At 56.5% G+C, this 2,679-nt stretch carries 3 protein-coding genes; 2 read left to right on the top strand and 1 reads right to left on the bottom strand.

Annotated elements, in window-relative coordinates; genetic code table 11:
• Positions 1 to 84: 84 nt before the first annotated feature.
• Positions 85 to 1,671, bottom strand: coding sequence for an ABC transporter substrate-binding protein (locus tag ACSFE6_RS31335; RefSeq protein WP_435431238.1), 1,587 nt, complete (start codon positions 1,669 to 1,671; stop codon positions 85 to 87).
• Positions 1,672 to 2,116: 445 nt separating this feature from the next.
• On the opposite strand from ACSFE6_RS31335, the gene rpmB reads away from it, so the two are divergent.
• On the top strand, positions 2,117 to 2,350 hold the full coding sequence (rpmB, locus tag ACSFE6_RS31330) for a 50S ribosomal protein L28 (RefSeq protein ID WP_003177273.1): 234 nt from the start codon (positions 2,117 to 2,119) through the stop codon (positions 2,348 to 2,350).
• 11 nt (positions 2,351 to 2,361) lie between these two features.
• Complete coding sequence (gene rpmG / locus ACSFE6_RS31325; RefSeq protein WP_003177274.1) at positions 2,362 to 2,517, top strand: 50S ribosomal protein L33; 156 nt, start codon at positions 2,362 to 2,364, stop codon at positions 2,515 to 2,517.
• The last annotated feature ends 162 nt before the right edge of the window (positions 2,518 to 2,679 follow it).

The following is a 2,679-nucleotide window of genomic DNA, read 5'->3' as shown; positions in this document are numbered from 1 at the left end:
GGCGTCGTATCAGTCAATATGATATTTGCTGACAGATCGCTTTCGCGAGCAGGCTCGCTCCCACAGGGTTTGTGTCGGGTTAAATTATTTGAGGGTGACCTTGGAATAATCCTGACGGCCAAACGGGCTCACCTGATAGCCATCGACATCCTTGCGCGTCAGAGCGAACGCCGTCGGGTGGGCCAGGGGTAGCCACAGCGCCTGTTGCTGAATCTGCGTCTGGGCCTGTTCATACAGCTTGGTGCGCACACCTTGCTCACCGGTGGTTTTGCCGGCACTGATCAGCCTGTCCAGATCCTGATTGCAGTAGCGGGCGAAGTTGGTGCCGGACTTGACCGCAGCGCAGGAAAACTGCGGCGTGAGGAAGTTGTCCGGATCACCGTTGTCACCGGCCCAGCCCATGAACAATAGGTCGTGTTCACCGGCCTTGGCGCGACGAATCAGTTCGCCCCATTCGATCACCCGGATTTCGGCCTGGATGCCAATTTCCGCGAGATCGGACTGCAGCAATTGTGCGCCGAGGCTCGGGTTCGGATTCAGCAGGCTGCCCGACGGGCGCGTCCAGATGGTGGTCTGGAAGCCATCCTTCAGGCCGGCCTTGGCCATCAATGCCTTGGCTTTCGCCACGTCATGGGGATAGCCCGGCAGATTTTTGGCGTAGCTCCAGGTGTTGGGCGGGTAGGGGCCGTTGGCGGGTTCGGCGGTGTCTTCGAACACGGCTTTGACGTAGCTGGCCTTGTCGAAGGCGAGGTTGATCGCCTGTCGCACTTCAGGCTTGTCCAGCGGCGGGTGTTGGCTGTTGATGCCGACGAATGCGGTCATGAACGCTTCCGTCTTTTCGACTTTCAGGGTCGGCTCTTTCAGCGCGGCCTGTACGTCCAGCGGCTTGGGCGAGAGGGCGATCTGGCATTCGTTGCGGCGCAACTTCTGAAGGCGCACGTTGGCGTCCGGGGTAATGGCGAAGATCAACGGATCCACCGACGGCTTGCCGCCGAAGTAGTCCGGGTTGGCCTTGTAGCGAATCGAGGCGTCTTTCTGGAAGCGCGTGAAAACAAACGGGCCAGTGCCGATGGGCTGGCTGTTGAGCTTTTCTGTCGTGCCAGCTTTTAACAGTTTGTCGGCGTACTCGGCCGAATAGATCGAGGCAAACCCCATGCTCAGGGTCGCCAGGAAGGTCGAATCGGCGTGATCAAGGGTGAAACGCACGGTCAGCGGGTCGAGAGCGTCGATCTTCTTGATGAGCGCTGGCAATTGCATCGATTGCGCATGCGGGAAGCCGCTCTGGGCGACCTGGTGCCACGGATTGGCCGGATCGAGCATGCGGTCGAAACTGAACTTCACGTCTTCGGCGGTCAGTTCGCGGGTCGGGCTGAAATATTCAGTGCGATGGAACTTAACCTGTGGGTGCAGTTTGAACACATAGATCAGGCCATCGGGGCTCACCTCCCAGCTGTCGGCGAGGCTGGCGACCACTTTGCCACTGGCGGTGTCGAAGTCCACCAGGCGGTTCATCAGCACATCGGCCGAGGCGTTGGTGGTGGTCAGCGAGTTGTATTGCACCACATCGAACCCTTCGGGGCTGGCCTCGGTGCAGACACTCAGGGCGGCCGCCTGGGCCAGGGGGCTCAGCAAAAGAGGGGCGAGCAACAGCGGTAGGGCAGCGAGGCGCATGGTCGGATTCCTTTACAGATCGAAGGCCCATCTGCAAGTGCAGTCTGGAAAAGGCTTACCCTAGTGGGCTCCTTGGCAAATGACTATCCCCTTTTGCATTTTGAGTGGACTATAGGCGCCTGATTTTGCTGTGTTCGGGTGGAAAAGCGTCAGGGCAGTGGTGTCGGGCAGATTCTCGCGACGAGTGGTCACAATCGACGATAGCCTTTATCCAAAGCGCTTGAGGCGTGAAAATCCGGGTTTTTCTCCATTCAAGGTACAGCGAATGTTGTTGCTCCCCAGTCTTTCTGGTATAAAGCAGCGCTCTTTTCTAGGGGCCCGGTTCCTTCACTGTAGGTGTAGCCGGTAAGACCTCTAAAGAATCGCGGCGCCTGGCGCCACAATGACTAGAGATTAAGCGGCCAACCCATGCCGGGTTGGGCATGTGGTTTTAGAGGGCTGAGGCATGTCTAGAGTATGTCAAGTTACCGGTAAGGGTCCGGTGACTGGGAACAACATTTCCCACGCAAACAACAAAACCCGTCGTCGTTTCCTGCCGAACCTGCAGCATCACCGCTTCTGGGTTGAAGAAGAGAAACGTTTTGTGCGTCTGCGCGTATCTGCCAAAGGCATGCGCATCATCGACAAGCGTGGCATCAGTGTCGTGCTGGCCGAACTTCGTCGCGATGGCAAGGTTTAAGGGAGCTAATCATGCGTGAATTGATTCGTTTGATTTCGAGCGCCGGTACTGGTCACTTCTACACTACCGACAAGAACAAGCGTACTACTCCGGACAAAATCGAGATCAAGAAATATGATCCGGTTGTTCGCAAGCACGTGATCTACAAGGAAGGCAAAATCAAGTAATTGATTTTTCCCGACTGACAAAAAAGGCCCGTATCGCAAGATACGGGCCTTTTTTGTTGCCTGTGTCTAGTCCTGAATAAGGTTTACACCTTCTGATCTATTTTCAGGAGGATGTGATGGAAGCGGCAAAAAGGCGTAGTCAGCGTGACTACACGCTGACTT

It is taken from the genome of Pseudomonas baetica, assembly GCF_051216495.1.
GTDB lineage: Bacteria > Pseudomonadota > Gammaproteobacteria > Pseudomonadales > Pseudomonadaceae > Aquipseudomonas > Aquipseudomonas baetica_B.
This window is presented reverse-complemented; position numbering and strand designations above follow the sequence as displayed.